This is a genomic window from Chitinophaga pinensis, from assembly GCF_007896845.1.
GTDB lineage: Bacteria > Bacteroidota > Bacteroidia > Chitinophagales > Chitinophagaceae > Chitinophaga > Chitinophaga pinensis_C.
Genome location: NZ_VOHS01000008.1, coordinates 48,232 through 67,580, shown reverse-complemented (window position 1 = coordinate 67,580; position 19,349 = coordinate 48,232). Strand labels below are relative to the sequence as shown.

Annotated in this window: 14 protein-coding genes; 9 read left to right on the top strand and 5 right to left on the bottom strand. The window is 43.9% G+C overall.

The features are described from left to right. Positions 1–189: 189 nt before the first annotated feature. A complete protein-coding gene (leuS, locus tag FEF09_RS10480) occupies positions 190–2,958 on the bottom strand; it encodes a leucine--tRNA ligase (protein WP_146305213.1) in 2,769 nt (922 codons plus the stop codon). A gap of 139 nt (positions 2,959–3,097) precedes the next feature. On the opposite strand from leuS, the gene FEF09_RS10475 reads away from it, so the two are divergent. From FEF09_RS10475 to FEF09_RS10460, 4 genes are all read left to right on the top strand, one after another. Next, positions 3,098–3,973 (top strand): cell division protein FtsX, encoded by an 876-nt coding sequence (locus FEF09_RS10475; RefSeq protein WP_146305063.1) that lies wholly within the window; start codon positions 3,098–3,100, stop codon positions 3,971–3,973. Between the two features lie 26 nt (positions 3,974–3,999). Next, entirely contained in the window at positions 4,000–4,266 is a 267-nt protein-coding gene (locus tag FEF09_RS10470; RefSeq protein WP_146305062.1) for a DUF3098 domain-containing protein, read from the top strand. A gap of 97 nt (positions 4,267–4,363) precedes the next feature. Continuing rightward, positions 4,364–5,164, top strand: a complete 801-nt coding sequence (locus FEF09_RS10465; RefSeq protein WP_146305061.1) for an undecaprenyl-diphosphate phosphatase — start codon at positions 4,364–4,366, stop codon at positions 5,162–5,164. A 94-nt stretch (positions 5,165–5,258) separates the two neighbouring features. Continuing rightward, entirely contained in the window at positions 5,259–6,461 is a 1,203-nt protein-coding gene (locus FEF09_RS10460; protein ID WP_146305060.1) for a PorT family protein, read from the top strand. Here FEF09_RS10460 and FEF09_RS10455 read toward each other — a convergent pair. Both FEF09_RS10455 and tsaE read right to left on the bottom strand, forming a co-directional pair. Continuing rightward, entirely contained in the window at positions 6,458–7,675 is a 1,218-nt protein-coding gene (locus FEF09_RS10455) for an alanine dehydrogenase (protein WP_012788933.1), read from the bottom strand. The two genes, FEF09_RS10460 and FEF09_RS10455, sit on opposite strands and share 4 nt — an antisense overlap. A gap of 67 nt (positions 7,676–7,742) precedes the next feature. Beyond that, positions 7,743–8,165: a tRNA (adenosine(37)-N6)-threonylcarbamoyltransferase complex ATPase subunit type 1 TsaE gene (gene tsaE / locus FEF09_RS10450; RefSeq protein WP_146305059.1), complete on the bottom strand. Its 423-nt coding sequence runs from the start codon at positions 8,163–8,165 to the stop codon at positions 7,743–7,745. Between the two features lie 195 nt (positions 8,166–8,360). On the opposite strand from tsaE, the gene FEF09_RS10445 reads away from it, so the two are divergent. Both FEF09_RS10445 and FEF09_RS10440 read left to right on the top strand, forming a co-directional pair. After that, the gene (locus tag FEF09_RS10445) at positions 8,361–10,466 is read left to right on the top strand and encodes a heavy metal translocating P-type ATPase (RefSeq protein WP_146305058.1); all 2,106 of its coding nucleotides are present in this window, start codon (positions 8,361–8,363) and stop codon (positions 10,464–10,466) included. Between the two features lie 49 nt (positions 10,467–10,515). Continuing rightward, positions 10,516–12,420, top strand: coding sequence for an ATP-dependent DNA helicase RecQ (locus tag FEF09_RS10440; protein ID WP_146305057.1), 1,905 nt, complete (start codon positions 10,516–10,518; stop codon positions 12,418–12,420). Positions 12,421–12,492: 72 nt separating this feature from the next. Here the strand turns inward: FEF09_RS10440 and FEF09_RS10435 are convergent, their stop codons facing one another. Together FEF09_RS10435 and FEF09_RS10430 are read right to left on the bottom strand one after the other, a co-directional pair. Next, the gene (locus tag FEF09_RS10435) at positions 12,493–13,539 is read right to left on the bottom strand and encodes a Gfo/Idh/MocA family oxidoreductase (RefSeq protein ID WP_146305056.1); all 1,047 of its coding nucleotides are present in this window, start codon (positions 13,537–13,539) and stop codon (positions 12,493–12,495) included. A 155-nt stretch (positions 13,540–13,694) separates the two neighbouring features. Next, positions 13,695–14,096 carry a DUF1573 domain-containing protein gene (locus FEF09_RS10430; RefSeq protein ID WP_146305055.1) on the bottom strand — a complete coding sequence of 134 codons (402 nt, stop codon included), beginning with the start codon at positions 14,094–14,096 and terminating at the stop codon, positions 13,695–13,697. 107 nt (positions 14,097–14,203) lie between these two features. On the opposite strand from FEF09_RS10430, the gene FEF09_RS10425 reads away from it, so the two are divergent. The 3 genes from FEF09_RS10425 (at position 14,204) to FEF09_RS10415 (ending at position 19,300) form a co-directional block, all read left to right on the top strand. After that, a complete protein-coding gene (locus FEF09_RS10425; RefSeq protein ID WP_146305054.1) occupies positions 14,204–15,490 on the top strand; it encodes an aldo/keto reductase in 1,287 nt (428 codons plus the stop codon). A gap of 110 nt (positions 15,491–15,600) precedes the next feature. Continuing rightward, a complete protein-coding gene (locus tag FEF09_RS10420) occupies positions 15,601–16,839 on the top strand; it encodes an HEXXH motif-containing putative peptide modification protein (RefSeq protein ID WP_146305053.1) in 1,239 nt (412 codons plus the stop codon). 40 nt (positions 16,840–16,879) lie between these two features. Further along, entirely contained in the window at positions 16,880–19,300 is a 2,421-nt protein-coding gene (locus FEF09_RS10415) for a TonB-dependent receptor domain-containing protein (protein ID WP_146305052.1), read from the top strand. The last annotated feature ends 49 nt before the right edge of the window (positions 19,301–19,349 follow it).

Sequence of the window (19,349 nt, the reverse complement as noted above, 5' to 3'; positions counted from 1 at the left end):
TTCTCAGTAAATGATAGGTCATCCGGTACTTTGACTATAGTAAACCTACGTTAATGCTACGTTTTTATCGTAGCATTAACGTAGGTTTACTATAGTCAAAGCATAGACAAACCGATATCAACCTACAGGCATAAAAAAGGAGCGCTCCATCATCTGATGGAGCGCTCCTTTTTTATCTTTAGACAGTGTTTAGACAACCAGATTGATCATTCTGCCTTTTACTATTACGATTTTCTTAACTGGTTTACCATCGATCCATTTCTGAACGGCTTCGTTTTCCAGTACTTCTTTCTCAATCGCAGCATTATCGGCATCCAGTGGAAAGCTCAGTTCGGTACGTGTTTTACCGTTTACAGCGATCGGGTAAGTGAAGGCGCTTTCTTTCGTGTATTTCTCATCAAATACAGGATAAGGTGCATCCAGTATGCTGGTGGTATTACCAAGCTGGTGCCACAGTTCTTCTGCGATATGTGGTGCATAAGGGGCCAGTAATACCAGTACTGCTTCCAGTACACTACGCTTGTTACATTTCAGGCTGCTCAGCTCATTCACACAGATCATGAACTGGCTGACAGCTGTATTGTAAGAGAAGTTTTCGGTATCTGCGTCGATCTTCTGAATAGTCTTGTGCAGTACTTTCAGTTCTTCCGGCGTAGCCGCATCGTTGTTGACGATAATACCTTTCTGTTCGTCAGCAAAGAGACGCCACAGTTTCTTCAGGAAGCGGTGTACACCCTCAATACCTTTGGTATCCCATGGTTTGGATTGTTCTACCGGACCGAGGAACATTTCGTACATACGGAAGGTATCCGCACCAAATTTCTCTACAACGTCATCCGGGTTTACTGTGTTATACTTTCCTTTACTCATTTTTTCAAGGACTACTCCACAGATATATTTACCGTCTTCCAGTATAAATTCAGCGTCTTTATTAGCCGGACGCCAGTTTTTGAACGCTTCAATATCCAGTTCCAGACCGTCTACGATATTCACGTCAGTATGCAGTTCATCTGTCTCATACTGGTCTTTCAGACCGTGAGAAACATAGGTGTTAGTGCCACGTACACGGTATACCATACGGGAACTACCACCGATCATACCCTGATTGATCAGCTTTTTATAAGGCTCCTGAAAGCCGATATAACCGAGGTCATACAAGGCTTTTGTCCACATACGGGAGTACAGCAGGTGTCCAACGGCATGTTCTGTACCACCTACATATACATCTACCTGATTCCAGTAATCGGTCGCTGCACGGTCGGCAAATACTTCTGTATTTTTTGGATCTGCATAACGGAGGAAGTACCAGCTGCTGCCTGCATAGCCGGGCATGGTGTTGGTTTCTCTTCGTGTGTGCGCATCTACGTTTACCCAGTCAGTGATATTGGCCAGCGGACCTTCACCTTCTTCGCCCGGTTTGTAATTCTCTACGTGCGGCAGGGTAAGTGGTAATTCTTTTTCATCCAGTGGGTAAGGCGTACCATCTTTATATACGATCGGGAATGGCTCACCCCAGTAACGCTGACGGCTGAAACCGGAATCCCTCATCTTGTAGTTGATCTGACGTTTGCCGATACCCAGTGCTTCCACTTTATCGATCACTACATCCATAGCCTCCCGCATGTTCATTCCATTCAGGAAATCACTGTTCTGAAGGGTTGCATCTTTGGTTGCATTCGCCTCTTCGCCGTTGAATGCGTCGCCGATGATATTGGTGATATGGATGTCAAAATGTTTTGCAAAGTTGAAATCACGCTGGTCGCCACAAGGAACGGCCATGATAGCGCCGGTACCGTAGCCGGCCAGTACGTATTCGGAGATCCATACCGGAATGCGCTGACCGTTGAACGGATTGAGCACATAGGCACCAGTAAAGCAACCTGTGATCTGTTTTACTTCTGCCATACGCTCTCTTTCGGAGCGGCTTTGTACATAGTCCAGATATTTCTCAACGTCTTCTTTTTTATCAGGCGTCGTAATGAGTGATACGAGGTCATGCTCAGGGGCCAGTACCATAAAGTCCACACCGAAGATGGTATCAGGACGGGTGGTATATACTGTCACGCCGGCATTTTCGATGCCATCTATCTGGAAAGTGATCTCAGCACCCTGACTCTTACCGATCCAGTTACGCTGCATTTCTTTCATTGCATCGCTGAAGGAAACTGTTTCCAGTCCTTCCAGCAGGCGGTTGGCATACTCAGTAATACGCAGGAACCACTGTCTCATTTTCTTTTTGACAACAGGGAATCCGCCACGTTCGCTGACACCGTTGATCACCTCGTCATTCGCCAGTACAGTACCCAGTGCTGCGCACCAGTTTACTTCTGCGAAGGCCAGATAAGCCAGCCGGTAGTGCATAAGTATTTCACGCTGACGTACTTCGGAGAATTGTTTCCATTCCTCAGCGGTGAACCTGATATAACGATCACCGGGGCATTCGTGGGCAGCATTACCTGATTGTTCGAAGATGGTGATCAATGTGGAAATTCTTTCTGCTTTCTGCAGAGAGCGGTTGAACCAGCTGTCAAACAGCTGCAGGAAGATCCACTGTGTCCATTTATAATAGCCTGGGTCGCTGGTTCTTACCTCGCGTTCCCAGTCAAAGGAGAATCCGATGTTATCCAGCTGCCTGCGGAAGGAAGCCAGGTTATTGGCAGTGGTTACTGCCGGATGCTGACCAGTTTCCAGTGCATATTGCTCTGCCGGCAGACCAAAGGCGTCCCAACCCATTGGGTGGAGCACGTTAAAGCCTTTTAGTCTTTTATAACGCGCATATATATCCGATGAAATGTATCCAAGTGGGTGTCCCACATGGAGTCCCGCCCCCGATGGGTAGGGGAACATGTCCAGTACGTAACATTTGGGTTTGGGGCTATTGTTGCTGACCTGATAGGCTTTCGTTTCTACCCAGCGTGCCTGCCACTTTTTCTCAATCGCCCTGAAATTGTATTCCATATAATTAAATAATAATCTGTCTGTTCTGTCCATGAGTCGATTCAAGCTGCTCATGTATCAGCTTAAAATAACGTTAAAGGATGACAAAAGTAAACATAACTCCTAATTTTTATTATTTTCGCCAATAAACGGTAGATTAATGGCGCAGCAACCCGGCAAATCATCATCAAAAAAATCTAAACCTTCCTATCTGTACTCTATTATTGGGGTGGCTCTTGTCCTTTTCCTGCTGGGAACGCTGGGACTTATTGTCATTCATGCCAATAAACTGAGTGAGTTCTTTAAGGAAAGTATTGAGATACAGGTGATTCTAAGGGATAATGTAAAAGAAGAGCAGGCCATTGCACTGCGTGATTCTATTGCTTCCCGTCCTTACGTGAAGTCGATCGAATACGTTTCCAAGGAGATGGCTGCGGACCGTTTCAAGAAAGAATTCGGTGAGGATTTCATCACCCTCTTACAATATAACCCTTTGTACGCGAGTATCAATATCAAAGGTAATGCTCCTTACGTGAACCCTGACAGCCTTCGGATTATCGAGGCCAATCTGTCACAGCAGAGCATTGTAAGAGAAATATCTTATCAGCGTGGACTGGTAAGTAAACTGAATGAAAACGTTCGTAAGATCGGACTGGTGATACTCGGCATTTGTGTGCTGCTGGCACTGGTGGTGATCGTACTGATTGATAATACAATCCGTCTGGCAATGTTCAGCAACCGTTTCCTGATCAAAACCATGCAGATGGTAGGAGCAACCCGCTGGTTCATCGCCAAACCGTTCGATATCCGCAGTATCATTAATGGCGCTATCAGTGCCCTGATGGCAATAGCAGGATTGATCGGTATTGTTTATTTTGCAGACCAGCTGCTGCCTGAACTGGCAGGTATGAGAGACTATTTCATGATGGCTGTGCTCTTCATCGGGATGATCATTATAGGTATCTTTATCTCCCTTGTGAGTACACACCGCTCAGTGATGAAATACCTGCGTCTGAAGCTGGATGACCTTTATTAAACTGATAATTACACCATACTACAGATATGAGTAAAGCAACTAAGACAATCAATGTCGAGAAAGCAGGCGTAGACGTCCGTGCTGTTTTTCCAAAGGAAAACTACAAGATCATGATTGCCGGACTGGCAGTCGTAGTAGTGGGCTTCCTGTTAATGATGGGCGGCAACAGCGATGATCCTAATACCTTCAAACCTGAAGAAGTATATAGCTTCCGCCGTATCACACTGGCTCCTATCGTAATCTTACTGGGATTGGTGGTAGAGATCTACGCTATCATGCGCAGACCTAAATAAGCAGTAAAAAGATATGAATTTTCATATGGCGATGACCAGTTCATCGCCTTTTTTTTGATAAACAAGCAACCTCAGAAATTTAAACCCGTTAATTGTCATGGAGATCTGGCAGGCCATTATTATTGCGATTGTGGAAGGATTAACCGAATTTTTACCTGTATCATCTACAGGTCATATGGTAATCACCAGTGCATTGTTAAAGCTCAATAAAGACGAATTTACCAAGCTGTTCGAAGTATGTATCCAGTTAGGCGCTATCCTCGCGGTAGTGGTGCTCTACTGGAAGAAATTCCTGGTATTTGATAAAAACCGGGTGAATTTTTATATCAAACTCGTAGTAGCAGTATTGCCTGCATTGATCGTAGGTTATCTGTTTGCTGATAAGATCGACGCCTTGCTGGAAAGTCCTCTGGTAGTTGGTATTACCCTGCTCGTTGGTGGTGTGGTACTGTTGTTTGTGGACAACTGGTTTACGAAACCAACTATCGAAAAGGATGAAGATATGAGCCTGTTCAAGGCCCTACGCATTGGTTTCTGGCAGTGTGTGGCCATGATACCGGGCGTAAGCCGTAGTGCAGCGACTATCATCGGTGGTATGCAGCAAAAGCTGACCCGTAATGTGGCGGCCGAATTCTCCTTTTTCCTCGCTGTACCAACGATGGCAGCTGCAACCGGATATAAATTACTCAAAGGACGTGAACTGCTCATGTCAAATACAGAGAACCTGAAATTGCTGTTGATCGGTAATGTGGTAGCCTTTGTGGTTGCGATGGTAGCGATTAAGTTCTTTATCAATGCCCTGAAAAAATATGGCTTCAGGGTATGGGGTTACTACCGTATTGTAGTAGGTATTGCTATCCTTGTGGCGATTGGCCTCGGATATAAATTGTCTGTGTAATCTTAACATCACATATAGGCTCCGTCATACCATGGCGGAGCTTTTCTATTCCTTCATTTTTTTTATGAGAATTATTACCCTGTATCTGTGCTGTATGGCATTGTCATGCGTTGCTGTTGCGCAACGAAATTATGTCCCTGCAACTATTATTACTTCACAGAATGACTCCCTGAAAGGATTTATTGATTTCCGTGACTGGTTTGTGCCCCCAAAGGAAATTATATTTAAACAGAGTCTGGCGGATGCAGCTGAAAAGCATTTTGGTCCCGGAGATATCAACGGTTTCAGGATTGGTGAGCCGGATATAGAATATGCTGTACGTAAAGTGAGTATAGATATTACTAAAGAAGACTTTTCAGGCGACAAAGAGGCCTGGGATCGTACAATACAGGATACGCTTGTGTTTCTGCGAAAATTGACAGGCGGTACTTACAATCTGTATGAATACGTTGACGTACACACAAGAGTACATTACATCGCAGATGGCAAAAATACACCTGTGCAGGAGCTGGAAAAAGTGACCGCGTTTGTAAAACGCTCAAGCGGAGACGGAATATATACCGATAATCGCTATCAAAAGCAATTGGCCGATTTATTTGCCGACAATCCTGCTGTGGCTAAAAAAGCGGCATCTGTTACTTATCATGAAAAAAACCTGACCAGACTTTTTGTCACCTATAATGTGGCGAAAGATCCATCTACTGCGGTGATCACAGATGAGCGGAAAAAGATAAAATATCCGTTGTCATTCGGTTTAATGGGTGGGATGTCCTTTAATACCTATGATTTCAAGGGACCGGCTTTTAAATTTGATGGTCCTTCAAAATCGAATAGCAGCCCTATAGGAGGGATCTGGCTCAATCTCCCTTTTGGAAGGGTTGCACGCAACTTTTCTGGTGTGATAGAATTGATGTATAAACAATCTAAAACAAGTTCAATCAGTACGACCGGTTATTTTAGCAGATACGATTTTCGCTATTTGCAGCTGAATACAATGATAAGGTATACTTATCCTACCAAAACTGGTATCAAGCCATATGTTAATGTGGGTATGGGGAATGGAATCGCAATTAAAGTTGCGCAGAATGACCTTGCCAATCCATCCCGTCCTGATGAATGGCAGGAGAATATTCCCGGCGTCCGTAAACATGAACAATCCCTTGTTGGAGGTATTGGTGTAACGATATACCGGCTCGGTGCTGAAATCCGTTACAATAGTGGTAACGGGTTTTCACCTTTCGTAGGAGGAAAGACTGCATTCAACAGTTTGCAGGTATTGGCGAAATTTAGCTTCTAACCTTTTACAGCCAATAGCAGTTCCAGATCTGTATACTTTAATTTGAATTTTTCGCTGAGATGATAGTTGGTCAGCGCGCCTTTGTACAGGTAGATACCATTACGTACACCGCGTTTGATCCATACAAGGTTTTCAAAACCGCCATCATCGGCAGCCTCCAGCAACAGGGGCATCAGCACATTGCTGATCGCTTCTGATGCTGTACGGGCAAATCCGGATGGGATATTGGGTACGCAATAGTGTACAACGTCGTATTTCTTAAATACAGGATTTTCGTGACTGGTAATCTCAGATGTTTCGAAACAGCCACCACGGTCTATACTGACGTCAACGATTACAGAGCCGGCCTTCATGTTGCTAACCATTGCTTCTGTCACAACGATAGGTGTACGGCCGTTTTGTGACGATAGTGCGCCTACGGCTACATCCGCATTACGGAGTTGTTCTGCCAGCACTTTCGGTTGCATAACAGAAGTGAATATACGGACGCCGATATTATTCTGCAGGCGTTTCAGCTTATAGATATTATTATCAAATACTTTTACAGAAGCACCCAGAGCCATGGCTGTTCTGGCGGCAAATTCACCTACTATACCCGCTCCGATGATCACCACCTTGGTAGGAGGGATCCCTGTTACACCACCTAATAGAATTCCTTTCCCTTTATTGCTGTTACTGAGGTACTGACCGGCCAGCAGCATCACTGCTCCGCCGGCAATTTCACTCATAGCTCTTACTATCGGATAAGTACCCGCATCGTCTTTCAGGTTCTCGAAAGAGAGCAGGGTAATCCTTTTTTCCATCATCTTTTGTACCTGCTCAATTTTGAGGGCGGCAAGATGAATAGGGGATATAACGATCTGGTGGGGACGCAGCAATTCAATTTCCTCGTCGTTGAGGGGAGCAGATTTTACGATAATCTCTGCCTTGAATACTTCTTTTTTATCATACAGGATTTCGGCGCCTGCTTCTGAGTAATCGGTGTCATAGAAATGGGAGCCGTCGCCTGCTTTATGTTCAACCACTATATGGTGACCATTGTTTGCCAATATGCTCACCGCATCCGGTGTTAATGCAATACGGTTTTCCTGGAAGGAGTTTTCTTTTGGTATGCCAATAAATAAACGGGAATTTTTTTGAGGAATATCCAGCGTTTCTTCCAGCGGTGAATATGTAAAGCCAGCACTCACAACAGGTTTTTGCCTTTGCTCCATATGATTATCAAGATTGGTCCGGGTGATTTTTTCCGAGTATCCAAAGATACGTCATTTGTTTAAAGCATTATCCGGCGCGTAAGAGCCTTTTTTTATCCGGTAACACTGATAACTGCAGCCGGATGGTATCCGGGGGCAGCAGGTCATTAATGATATCAGGCCATTCTACGAAACTGATTGCATGATCGCGGTATATGGTATCTTCTACGCCGGCGGCGATAGCTTCTTCTTCGTCTTTGAGACGATAGAGGTCCAGATGGTAAATGCTGTACTGCTGACCATTTTCCCTGAATGCATATTCATTGATGATGGAAAAAGTGGGACTGGCAGTCGCGTCTTCCACCCCTCTGGCCGCGCACAAAGCTTTTATAAACGTGGTTTTACCTGCTCCCATCGGTCCTTCAAGGGTAAATATATGTTGCCCCTTGTAATGTTGCCAGAAGTTTTCAGCCGTGGCAGGCAGATCTTCCTGAGAAAATGTCCATTCCATGGAGTAAATTTAGCTAATTACTATGTCATTGGTTGCTACCCAGTTGCATTAAAAATTCAGGTGCCCGGAACGGATTGATAATCTGTATGATAAGCTCGTATGCCGATACTCCGTTGCATTAATATTTTATTCGCGTAAAACGGTGCATGGTACCTTTGTAATGGTATTTTGATATTAATATTTATTCAGTAGAACATGGAGACGATCAGTTGTAAAGTAAGGGGTATGCATTGCACCAATTGCGCGCAATCGGTGTCCAGATACCTCGAACATAAGGGCATGCAGGACGTAAATGTGAGCTTCGCCACAGAAGAAATGAGTTTTACCTTACCGGAAGGTGTTTCTTCTGCAACTGAAGTATTGAATGGTGTCAGCCAAATGGGCTATCAGGTATTAATGCCTGACCAGCCTCTGCCTAAAACAGCATTTCTAAATACCCTCCGCTTTAAATTCATTTTCTGCGCCATATTTACCGCTCCGTTGCTCTTACACATGTGGGTACACTGGGCATGGCTCCACAATCCATATGTACAACTGGCCTTGTCCACACCGGTATACCTGATGGGATTATGGCACTTTGGCCGTAGCGCATGGCGCTCACTGGTCAACAGACTGGCCAATATGGACGTACTCATTACATTAGGAGCCACCGCGGCTTATGGTTATAGCCTTACAGGTACTTTACTGCATCTTGGCAGTGAGTATATGTTTTATGAAACCGCAGCGGCAATTATTACACTCGTTTTTCTGGGAAATCTGCTGGAAGAGCGTTCTGTAAAGCAAACGACTACCGCGATTGCCGATCTGGCCCGTATGCAGGTCACTACAGCCCGGCTCATCACTGATCATGGGAATCACGAACATATTCACGTTGTCGATAATCAGACCCTGAAACCGGGAGATAAGGTATTAGTCAACACAGGTGACAAAATCCCGATGGATGGCACTATTTACTGGGGTAACGGACATATCAACGAGTCCATGATCACGGGTGAAAGTACCCCAGTATCTAAAAAGGAAAAAGATAAGGTCATTGGTGGTACTATTATGGAAGATGGTAGTATCAAGCTATTTATTACTGCTACCGGAAAGGATACAGTACTGTCTTATATCATAGAACTGGTAAAACAGGCACAGGGTAGTAAACCCAATATGCAAAGACTGGCTGACAGGATCAGTGGTATTTTTGTGCCGCTGGTACTGGGTATTTCCATTGCTACATTCCTCGGATGGCTGCTTTTCAGTCAGGTAAGCACCGGAGACGCCATTATGAAGAGCATTGCGGTACTGGTCATTGCCTGTCCCTGTGCCATGGGATTGGCTACACCGGCAGCTGTAATGGTCGGACTGGGACGTGCAGCGAATAATGGCATCCTGATCAAGGGTGCCAATACACTGGAAGCTTTTAAAGACATTAAATATGTGGTGCTGGACAAAACCGGTACCCTTACAACCGGCAAACTGCAGATAGGTAATTACCATTTTGAAGGGATGACAGAGCAGGCGTTTAAAGCCACTGTGTATAGTCTGGAAAAATACTCGTCACATCCGATCGCACGCTCGCTTTCCACCCAATGGAAAGGGCACGGAGAAGCCGGATTATTGCAGGTCAGAGAGATCAAAGGCCGTGGCATGCAGGCGAAAGATACACAGGGGAATGAGTGGCAGCTTGGATCATATACAATGGCGGAACAAGCGACCAAAGATGACAGTCATAACATCTATCTGCTGAAAAACGGACAATTAGCAGGCTGGATTGATTTTACGGATGAGATCAGGCCTGATGCTGCCCAGATGGTGCAGCTGTTACAACATAGAGGGATTAAACCAGTCCTGCTGAGTGGAGATACAGAAAGAAAATGCCGGGAACTGGCAGCACAGGTGGGTATCACGGAAGTCTTCGCCGGACAGACACCGGAGCAGAAATTGCAGAAAATAGATGCATTAATGAAAGAAGCCGCCGTGGCCATGGTCGGTGATGGTATCAATGATGCTCCTGCGCTTGCAAGGGCCAGTATTGGTATTTCACTGAGTGATGCTACACATGTAGCCATGCAGAGTGCGAATGTGATCCTGCTGAATAACCGTCTGTCCTCATTGCCTCTGGCACTGGGACTGGGACGGCATACTTATCTTACTATCAAACAGAATCTCTTCTGGGCATTTATTTATAACATCATTGCTATTCCTTTCGCTGCATTTGGCGTATTAAGCCCTATTTCCGGCGCCGGAGTAATGGCACTGTCAGATATCGTGCTGGCAGTGAACTCAGTCAGATTACGCTATAAAAAGGTGGTCTGAGTATTGCTTCCTGTAGGTGCAGATTCTTTATTTTTACACCTGCTCAGATATGCTTAATCCGTCCGACATACTCAAGAAGTTCTGGGGATACGAACAGTTCCGTCCTTTACAGGAAGATATTATACAATCGATCATCAACGGAAAAGATACCCTGGCATTGCTGCCTACGGGTGGTGGGAAGTCTATTTGTTTTCAGGTACCGGCCCTGATGAAACCGGGATTGTGTCTGGTAGTGACGCCTTTGATTGCGTTGATGAAAGATCAGGTAGCAAACCTGCAAAAGCGGAATATACCGGCTGCAGCAATTTATGCCGGTATGTATTATCAGGATGTGGAACGTCTGCTGGAAGAAGCCCGCAGAGGGAAATATAAATTTTTGTACGTTTCTCCGGAGCGTTTGCAGAGCAATCGTTTTCTGGAATATTGTGACGGGATGCCGGTGAACCTGCTGGCGATTGATGAAGCACACTGTATTTCACAATGGGGATATGATTTTCGTCCCGCCTATCTTGAAATAGCAGCTATCAGGGGCTATTTTCCCGGAGTGCCGGTACTGGCACTTACTGCATCCGCTACCCCTGAAGTACAGCAGGATATCTGCAAAAAGCTGCTGATGAAACAGGCCGCAGTATTTACCAAAAGCTTTGCCCGCGCAAATCTTTCCTATAGTGTTATTGAAGAGGATAATAAGCCTGAAAAGCTGAAGCATATCCTGCAAAGAGTGCCGGGTAGTGCAATCGTCTATTGCCGTAACCGGAAACGCACCCGTGAGATTGCCGATATGCTGGAACAGGAAGGTATTGGCGCTACTTATTACCATGCGGGACTGACCGGGGAGGAACGTACCGCACGACAGGAATTGTGGATCAATGGACGTATACGGGTGATTGCCTGTACCAATGCATTTGGTATGGGGATCGATAAACCAGATGTGCGGGTAGTGGTGCATTATGACGCCACAGATGCGCTGGAAGCTTATTATCAGGAGGCTGGACGCGCAGGCAGGGATGAAAAGAAAGCTTATGCAGTACTTTTATACCAGCAGCAGGAACTGAATGAAATGGTGCAGAATATGCAATTGCAATTTCCTGAAATACCTGCTATCCGTGAAGTGTATCAAAGTCTGGTAAACTATCTGCAGGTGGCTGTGGGTAGTGCAGAAGGGGTGTATTATGACTTTGATATTAATGATTTCGTAAGAAGGTTTAATCTCAATATAACGACTGCCTACAGCGCATTACGCATACTTGAACAGGAAGGTATATTGCAACTTAGCGAAAGTGTGTTTATGCCTTCAAGAGTAGAGTTTGTGATCAGTAAGCAAACACTCTATGATTTTATAGATCTCCAGCCTGACTTTGAATCGGTCACGCAGACATTATTACGCACGTACGAAGGCATCTTTGATACGCCGGTGCCTGTGTATGAAAAACAACTGGCACGCATACTAAGGAAGCCGGAACTGCAGATTGTACAATGGTTACAACAATTGCATCAGAGGAGTATTATCAGCTATAACCAGCGTAAGGAAGAACCGCAGCTGTGTTTTTCGCAGGAGCGCGTATCTGCGCAACACCTGCAGATAGATGCGGGAAAAATAAAAGAGCGTATGCAGGCATATAAAGCGCGACTGGATGCCATGCTGGACTATGTAGGGAACCGGGAGATCTGCCGCACGCAATTGCTGGTCAGATATTTCGGAGAGAAGGATACAGCAGCATGTGGTACATGTGATGTGTGTATAGAGAGGCGGAAAAAGCCGCTTGAAGCAAAAACGGGCGCGACAATTGCGAGTCAGCTGATTGCAGAGTTAGGGACCGAACCGGAAGATTGGAATGTAGTAAGGAACCGGCTTTTAGCTATAGACGAAGATACACTGCTGGAAGTGATGCAGTTCCTGATTCTGGAAGAAAAAGCCGCCAGGGATGCTGATGGAAAGGTATATCTCAGATAATATGATTTTGTATAAAAGCGAAAGCCGTACACGTGAAGGGTACGGCTTTCGCTTTTATACAGACTGATTGTTTTACAGTTTGACGATACTGCCGGTTTTACTGCTTTCAAAAGCGGCTTCAATAACGCGGATCACATTGACAGCGTCAGTTGGTTCAACCGGTACAGGCGCACCATTGGCAATGGCTTCATACATGCCATCGAAGAATTCCAGATAGTTGCCTTTGGGTGATGGCAGATATTTTCTGATGACCTCTCCATCTTTCTCTGTGTGTATCAGTCCCCATTCATGAATACCTTCTATACCCCATCCTGGCGCACCGGGCATAAGTCCCTGTTGTAGCATGGTCTCCTGTGTGTCGGCCTTTGTTTTGATGAAAGAACCTTTACGACCATGGAACTGATAGGAAGGAATAGGTTCTCTGGTGATATAGCTGCATTTCAGGCGGACGCGCAGTTTATCATAAAAGAATACCAGTTCGAAGTAATCATCTACCAGTGAATCTTTACGGATGATACGGATATCAGCCCAGATACCATCAGGCATACCGAAGAGTTGCAGTCCCTGATCTACCAGATGAGACCCGAGGTCATACAGTCCGCCAGTGCCGGGGAGGGCAGCTTCTTTATGTTTTTTATAACTGAGTTCTTCGCGATAGCGGTCATAGTGTATTTCTGCTTCCAGAATATCTCCCAGATCACCGCTGTTTATTACTTGTCGTACGATTTTGAAATCACTATCAAAGCGTCTGTTATGATATACGCTCAGTAAAAGACCTTTGCTTTTGGCCAGTTCCACCAGTTCCTGTCCTTCTTTGGATGCAACGGTGAATGGTTTTTCTACGATCACATGTTTGCCTGCTTGCAGAGCCGCTTTGGTGTATTCGTAGTGTGTATAGTTCGGCGTATTTACAACGATCAGTTCCAGGCTTTCATCCTGGAGCATCTCTTCTACACTTTTGTACACTTTTACATCAGGATATCTTTCCTGAGCCATGTGTTTACTTCTTTCCACTACAGCCGTGAATGCAAATCCGGGATGTACATGAATAAAAGGTGCGTGGAAAACGTGGCCTGACATGCCGTAGGCGCATATGCCGGTTTTGATGATTTTTTCCATGTAATCTTTAGTTTGATCTATTGAGGCAATAAGATAGTGAATCTTGAGAAATCATTGTCAATAAAATGTATGACAGGTAGGAGCGGGGATAAAAATGCCCGGCAGTAAGACGTGTGTGACGCCGCTGCCAGGCAATAAGGTGATTGTAGCAAGGTTTAGTTCTGTACCGTTCCGGTCAGATGTAATTCTTTTTCCTGGTCAATTCCTTTGATCTTTACCCAGATCGTTTTGTTTTGTTGTCCAACCGAGTTGGCAGAATAAGTAGTAGTTACTTTTCCTGTTTTACCTGGCAGCACGGGTTCTTTCGTCCATGTGGGGGCAGTGCATCCGCAGCTGGTCCTTACATTTTCAATCAGCACCGGTTGTTTCTCCACGTTGGTAAATTCAAAGTTGACAGTAACAGGTTTGTTAAAAGCAGTGGTACCGAAGTCAACATTTTCCTTTTTGAATTTTACTTTGCTGTCTGCTGGGTGTTCCGGAGTGGTAGAGGTATTCGTCTGAGCCTGGGTGTATAAGAAAAAGAGGCTGACGAAAAGGGTTAAAGCTAATTTCTTCATGTTATACTTTTGAGGGTTTATAGATAAAGTAAATTTAAAGAAAATGTGGTAAACGCTATAAAGGATTTATTTTAGCTATCTGAAGCCCTTTTTAAAAACCCTGAAATATGTTACCGATACAACAACTTACTGCCGCCGGATTTGGCGCTTACCGTACATCAGTTAACCAGCAGGAACATCATGAAGCCCTGCTTGCTGCCATATATGCCGGATGCAATCTGCTGGATACAGCAGGTAATTACCTGAATGGCGCTTCTGAGCGATTGATAGGAGAGGTCCTCTCAGCACATCAGCTTAGAGAAAAAGTATTTATTGTGACGAAAGCGGGTTATATACAAGGTGAAAGCCTGCCCCTGTTAGACAGGGTAGACAATAAGCTGCTGGAAGATGAAGTGATTACTTTCTCTGAAAGAATGAAATATTCTATTCATCCGGTGTACCTCGAATTGCAGTTAAAGCTATCTATGGAGCGCATGCAGGTGGATTATGTGGATACATTTCTGTTACATAATCCTGAACATTACTTCCGGCAAACAACAGTACCATTGAGTAGAGATGAGTATTATCATCGCTTCAGAAAAGCATTTGAATGGCTGGAAGAACAGGTGAGCAAAGGAGTTATAAGGTACTATGGTGTCAGTTCCAATACCTTTCCTTTTGATACAGTTGCAGATGACACAACAGACCTTGACAGATTACTGGATATTGCGCGTAGTATTAAGTCCGGCCATCACTTTAAGTTCATACAATTTCCTTTTAACCTGATAGAGCAGCAGGCGCTTACGCCGCATCATAATGGCCGTAGTCTTATTGCTGCTGCAAAAGAGAATGACATTATCACAATTGCAAACAGACCACTCAGTAGTCAACAAGGAAATGAAATAATCAGGTTTGCATCTTATGAGAAAGAGACAGCGAAATTGCAGGAGGAAAAAGACGTATTATTGGTTGAAAAGGCAATTACGTTGATACAACAACGCATGATCAGGAATGGTCTTGAAGAGGATGCATTGTCACTGCCTGTTGTGAAAATTATTAATGACAGATGGAGGAGTATGGGGACGCCAGATGCCGTGGAGCAAGTATTTCAGACGCATTTGTATCCTTTACTCAGAACGTTGTATGACAACAATATTCCGATTACACATAAACGCATCTACGAAAAATTGAAGCAGTTGTGTAAAGATTACTCACGAAAAGAGCTCACATTGAAAGCAAATGCATGGAGAGAAAAATTTGTCCAAAATGGCTTTTTACCAGATAATGATAAACGAAAAATTTCTGAGCTCGCTTGCGAGTATTGTCTGAAAGCCGGTATGGATCACGTTTTGGTAGGAATGACAAAGAAGAGTTATGTGAAATCTACTGAGCGTTTGTTCTCAATGCGTGACTAAATTTTTTTGGAGGATTGGAAAATGTTACTAAATTCGTTTTGAAGATTGAAGAAAGGAAGTAAGAAGTGTTGCCCAATAATTAAGACCCATAACATAACATCCACAACACTATGTTACCCCTCAATATCACGCGGAGACCGGATCAATCAACAGATTTTATTGATGATCTCAAGCTGCAGGATAAGTTGGAAGAACTTGCGCAAACAATAAAAATACTGGTATACAAGGAGGACGAAAATATCATATCCCTACTGGACATCAATGATGATGATATCTTTCTGGAACCACTGTTATTTGCCCGGTTTAATAACGCAACAGCACCCAATTGTCCTTCACTGGAACAGATCCTTTTTGGATACATTTCTGAAGAACTGCGCCCAAATTCGTTTACAGCGACATTTGATCCGCATGGTATAGCTTATCTGCCTAAGATGGGAAGCATTTGCCTTACCGGTGCAATCCATGTAGAAACGGCGCAGGTGCGCTATAGAGGAGGAACAGCCTTTGAAGTAAGAGATGGTGATACATTGCTGCCACATACTTTTGTGCCGCTGCAGATGGTTGGTGATTTTGAATTGTTGCCATTTAATCATCCACTTTTTTATAAGTATTTTGTCCCTGTACGTGAAGACGCTGAAGTAGATGCATCAGCGATCGATACCTACAACATCAGCGTGTTACAGCGCAATAATCTGGAACGTGCATTGAAGCTCATAGAAACGCACTGTCCTGTCTTTTACAGGTTATCCTGTATGACAAACAGTAAGATCGTGATCTTTAACAGCGAACCAGTGAACAGCTTTGCTACGAAAGAATTACAAGGAACTGTCTTCCTGAATGCAAATGAAAACAGCAGCGTCGCTTTCTTTCTGGATGATCTGATACACCAGTGGTCACACAATATGCTCAACGCTTACATGTTCAATATGGACGAGTATTTTGTGATCAATCCTGAACTAAAACTATTATCAGATTATTCGGGGATAACAGCTGACAAAAGAAATATCTACGATGCTTTCCATGGAATATTTACCGTGGGACAACGTGTGAAATGTTTTGATGTTTTGTTTCGGATAAAGGATGCATTCTCCAAAGAGGAACGCCATGAACTGATAGCCCGATACTGTGACCAGAGCCGCAGATACAAGACCGGTATGCAGAAAGTTGTTTTTTCAGAAGTCTATACCGATGCAGGAGAAAATCTCTATACATCTTTGCATGAAGGTATTGAACATACACTGGAAAACATCAGACATATACTGGATCGTGCGGACTTCTCCAATCAGGTTTCCAGGTTTAGTTATCCTAATTTTTGTCTCTTAAATGATTACTCAATAACCAGCGAATAACCAATAGATCCTGTTCCGATTTGCTTTTAAATGAAAACCTATGATGAGCGCTTGTAAAAAGACAGCGTCACTGTTAGTATTGTCTGTACTCATTCACCTACAGGTGTTAGCCCAGTTACAGATAAGAGGAACAGTGAAGGAGGATAGTACGCAGTTACCTATCGCATATGCTAAAATTACTGTGTTGAATCTGCCCGATTCGACAATAGTTGCCAATGCCGAAAGCGATGCTGCAGGTGGCTATGATATCAAACACCTGAAGAAAGGTAACTATGTGCTCAAAGCAGTATTAATCGGTTACAGGGAATTAGCAGTTCCATTGAATCTGTCTGGTGTTGATAACAGTCCTGTAGAACAGCTACTGGTATTGAAAAGAGATCCCCGTTTGCTAAAAGAGGTGACGATCGCATCGCGTAAGCCACTGATAGAATATAAGATTGATAAGATAGTACTGAACGTAGAGAAGAGTATTCTCACCAACGGTAATTCAGTGTGGGATTTACTTGGTAAATCGCCCGGCGTTGAAACAAGTGGCAGTGCAGTGTCTATACTCGGTACTACCGGTGCTGTAGTGTTGATCAATGGTAAGTCAACTTATCTGCGCGGAGAGCAGCTGAGTAACATGCTGAGAGGTATGGCAGCTGATCAGGTGAGTCAGATAGAGATTATCAAACATCCATCTGCCCGCTATGAAGCAGGACAAGGGGTTGGTGTGGTCAATATCAGAACCGTAAAGAATCAGGCAGAAGGCACAAACGGAACGGTGTCTTTTACATATGGACAGGGAAAGTATGATAAGTATAGCCCTGCGTTAAACCTGAATTACAAAGTGGGAAAGCTGAATGCTTATGTGAACTATTCTTTCATGAGCATCAAAGATTATCAGCGGCAACCTTCTTATGTAGATTATGCAGATCAGGCAGTACCGGTTTACTTCGATCAGCAACAGTATGCACGTACAGTCAATAAATCACATACGCTGATAGGAGGACTGGATTACACGATCAATGCGAAACATACCATAGGGTTTCAGGTTAATGCACAGCGCGTACGCAGGAAAAGCCTGTATGACAACGATACCTATATTCAAAGTAAAGGCAACATCGACTCTATTGTACATACCAACAGTGCTATCAGATACCCTTCAGGTGTGCAGTTGTATAATGTGTATTATAATCTGACAATGGGTACGAAAGGATCGCTGAGTGTAAACGCAGACTATGCACATTACAACGCAGACAATGGACAGGACTATTTCTTTTCCTACTTCAATCCCAATATGGAAGAGCGTAAGCCATCTGCTTACTTCAGAAATGAGGCGCCTGTAAAATTGAATGTGAAGGGTATTACGGTTGACTTTACAAGAAAACTGAAGAATGATTATACCCTTGAGTTAGGTGCCAAAAGCACATGGATGGAGAATAACAGCGATCTCGTTTATGCAGAATTGCAGGGTGATAAATACAGAGTAGATACTTCACAACTGAATAAGTTTGATTATACTGAAAATGTGAACGCTGCCTATTTTAATCTTGAGAAGGCATTTAAGAAATGGACAGTAAAGGCAGGCACACGTGTGGAGCAGACCATTGCAAAAGGCAGTGTATTGCGGCAGGAAGATATCGTTGATAGAAATTATTTCAGGGTGTTCCCTTCTGTGTTCGCACAGTATGTGGTCAATAAAAACCATGAGTTTAATTTCTCTTACACCACAAGTTTTGAGCGGCCGAACTATAACTATCTCAGTCCACTGGCTATCCGGAGAGATCCGAACGCCTATTCAACGGGTAATCCTTTTCTGAAACCGTCTTATACCAATACACTGGAACTGGCTTATATATTCAAAAAGAAGTATCGCGCAGCAATCGAGATAGATCAGATCAGAGACAGAATTGAACAGTCAGTACAGCAGCATTATGATTTACAGTCATTGCAGAATATCATTGCGAATATTGATTACTGTTATTACTACCGTATATACTTTATTATCCCTGTCACAGTCACGAAATGGTGGCAGAGTAATATCACCTGGAATAACTACCTGATACAGTATAAGACACCTTATCTGAATGGTACTTATAATATAACCAAACCGGTATTCTACATCAACGCCAATAACACGTTCCCTATATCAAAAAGTGTGACGGCTGAGATGACCGCTTATTACAGAACACCATCGTTGAATGGTCTCTATGAAGTGGGTACACGTTTCTTTGTAGATGCTGCTATCCGTAAAACATTTTCTGCAAAGTTTGCAGCTGTGTTAAGTGTGACGGATATCTTCTATACCAACAGGTGGCAGTGGGACATCAACTATCTGGACCAGCACTCCGGATACAAGACCTATACCGATTCAAGAGTTGTTAAACTGAACCTCAGTTACAAGTTTGGCAACAGTAAACTCAGAACTGCCAAAAGACATACCATCGGTATTGGCAGTGAAAGGGACAGAATGAAATAATTGTTATTTACAATACAAAGGGTTTTACAGAGGAAGCCGAAAATCTGCG

Coding starts and splice junctions, on each gene's coding strand:
- leuS (WP_146305213.1), bottom strand. CDS start 2,958: ATGGAATACAATTTCAGGGCGATTGAGAAAAAGTGGCAGGCACGCTGG.
- FEF09_RS10475 (WP_146305063.1), top strand. CDS start 3,098: ATGGCGCAGCAACCCGGCAAATCATCATCAAAAAAATCTAAACCTTCC.
- FEF09_RS10470 (WP_146305062.1), top strand. CDS start 4,000: ATGAGTAAAGCAACTAAGACAATCAATGTCGAGAAAGCAGGCGTAGAC.
- FEF09_RS10465 (WP_146305061.1), top strand. CDS start 4,364: ATGGAGATCTGGCAGGCCATTATTATTGCGATTGTGGAAGGATTAACC.
- FEF09_RS10460 (WP_146305060.1), top strand. CDS start 5,259: ATGGCATTGTCATGCGTTGCTGTTGCGCAACGAAATTATGTCCCTGCA.
- FEF09_RS10455 (WP_012788933.1), bottom strand. CDS start 7,675: ATGGAGCAAAGGCAAAAACCTGTTGTGAGTGCTGGCTTTACATATTCA.
- tsaE (WP_146305059.1), bottom strand. CDS start 8,165: ATGGAATGGACATTTTCTCAGGAAGATCTGCCTGCCACGGCTGAAAAC.
- FEF09_RS10445 (WP_146305058.1), top strand. CDS start 8,361: ATGGAGACGATCAGTTGTAAAGTAAGGGGTATGCATTGCACCAATTGC.
- FEF09_RS10440 (WP_146305057.1), top strand. CDS start 10,516: ATGCTTAATCCGTCCGACATACTCAAGAAGTTCTGGGGATACGAACAG.
- FEF09_RS10435 (WP_146305056.1), bottom strand. CDS start 13,539: ATGGAAAAAATCATCAAAACCGGCATATGCGCCTACGGCATGTCAGGC.
- FEF09_RS10430 (WP_146305055.1), bottom strand. CDS start 14,096: ATGAAGAAATTAGCTTTAACCCTTTTCGTCAGCCTCTTTTTCTTATAC.
- FEF09_RS10425 (WP_146305054.1), top strand. CDS start 14,204: ATGTTACCGATACAACAACTTACTGCCGCCGGATTTGGCGCTTACCGT.
- FEF09_RS10420 (WP_146305053.1), top strand. CDS start 15,601: ATGTTACCCCTCAATATCACGCGGAGACCGGATCAATCAACAGATTTT.
- FEF09_RS10415 (WP_146305052.1), top strand. CDS start 16,880: ATGATGAGCGCTTGTAAAAAGACAGCGTCACTGTTAGTATTGTCTGTA.